At 64.7% G+C, this 1,711-nt stretch carries 1 protein-coding gene; it reads right to left on the bottom strand.

Annotated features, from left to right (window positions below; all coding sequences use genetic code 11):
- Positions 1-78: 78 nt before the first annotated feature.
- A complete protein-coding gene (locus CEX87_RS26860) occupies positions 79-1,647 on the bottom strand; it encodes a transposase (RefSeq protein WP_233151546.1) in 1,569 nt (522 codons plus the stop codon).
- Between the last annotated feature and the right edge of the window lie 64 nt (positions 1,648-1,711).

Genomic DNA, 1,711 nt, shown 5'->3' with positions numbered 1-1,711 from the left:
AGTGGCTGTTGCGATTTGTGGTTGGTTGCCGGTGGGCGGTGACAGGTTGGTGGTACAGGTTGGTGGTGTGGCCCCGGTCTATGCGGTGGCTGTGTGGAGTCGGGTGAGGTTGAGTGCTGCAGCGGCCAGGTGAAGTTCGGCGGTGACGGCTGCGAGTCCGCGTCGGGCGTAGCGGCGTAGGCCGATGCGGTCTTTGAGGTGTCCGATGACGGGTTCGACTGTCGCTGAACGGCGTTTGTATCGCTGTGCCTGTTCGGGATTGCGCAGTGTGTGGCGCATCGCCTCGCGTGGTGAGAGACACGGTGGTGACGCATCGTGGGTGGGGTGGTGTTTGGCGTCGTGGTGAACGGCTCGGCCTGATCCGGGGGCGATGAGCCGCTCGGGCCCGGGGCTAGCGAGGTTGTCTTCGGTGAAGTAGCCGTTGTCGGCCAGCACCAACTCGATCGTCTTGTTCAAGGCATTCATCTGGCTCATGGCCGCGGCCAAAGCTGGTGCCCAGCAGTGCAGATCGTTGGCTTCTTGGGACACGTGCACCCCGATCACGAGGTGGTCATCAGAGCACACGATCTGACTGTTGTAGCCCTGGACCGATCCGCCGCCGGAGCCCTCAACCATCAACCTGGCCTGCGGATCGGTCAGATTGATCAGCGGCCCGCCCGCTGGGCCGCGCCGAGCTCGTCTGCGTGCGGCTCCACCCCGCTGGTCGACCATCCCGGCCGCCTGCTGGTGCACGGCTCGGCGCAAACCGGCCTGGGCTTTTCTGATGTTCCTGCGAATTGCGGCACGCTGGTGTGCTGGGGCGGTCCCCCGCACGTTCAGCAGCGGGGCCAGACGCTGCTGTTCGCGGGCGATTCTGGCCCGATACATGCGGATCTGGTCCACCCCGGCCGGCGCTCGACCGGACACGACCTCACCTGACTCCAAGCGCTGCAGGTACTGCTCTTGGCCAGCAGCATCGGCGGCGTCGGCCTCGGCATGGGCGCCATCTTGACGCGCGATCTCCTCCATCGCCTTCTTGATCGCAGCCTTGCGCCCCGCCGCCGTGCCCAGCTCGGCTGGCAGACGCTGCTGGGAACCGGCGCCAGCTTCGGCGGCGTCCTCATCGGCATCAACGGCAGCGGCTTGGGCGACCACATCCTCGGCGATGCGGCGGGCCTGCTCGGCAACCCATTGTTGGGAACGATTCGCTGATCTTGAGGCGTTGGCTGCGATCTTGGTGCCATCGATGGCGATCACCCCGGCCCGGACCATCCCGGCTTGGGCACACAAGCGCAGCACCTGGGCGAACACATCGGTGAATACCTCGTCATGAGCCGCGCGGAACCGGGCGATCGTGGTGTGATCCGGCGGGTCCTGAGCGCACACCACCCGGTAAGCGACGTGATCTAGGCACAGGCGTTCAATCTGTCGCGATGACCGCTGACCCGTCGCGTAGGCATAAATCATCAACGCCAACAACATGTCTGGGTCATAGCCAGCCCGCCCAACACCGCCGGTGCGGCGGGCCGCATGCAACGCCGAGGTATCCAGCTGTTCGACCACATCAAGGACGAACCACACCAGGTGATCAGCGGCCAGCCAGTCAGCCATATTCGGTGGCAGCAAAAACTCCTGATCGCGCACCACCGGACGATACGAACGAGCCATACCTCATCGTTTCGTGCTCACCGGCCAACACAAAGGACATCCATCGGCATTTCGCAACAGCCAC

This window comes from Mycobacterium lehmannii, from assembly GCF_002245535.1.
GTDB classification, from domain to species: domain Bacteria; phylum Actinomycetota; class Actinomycetes; order Mycobacteriales; family Mycobacteriaceae; genus Mycobacterium; species Mycobacterium lehmannii.
This window is presented reverse-complemented; position numbering and strand designations above follow the sequence as displayed.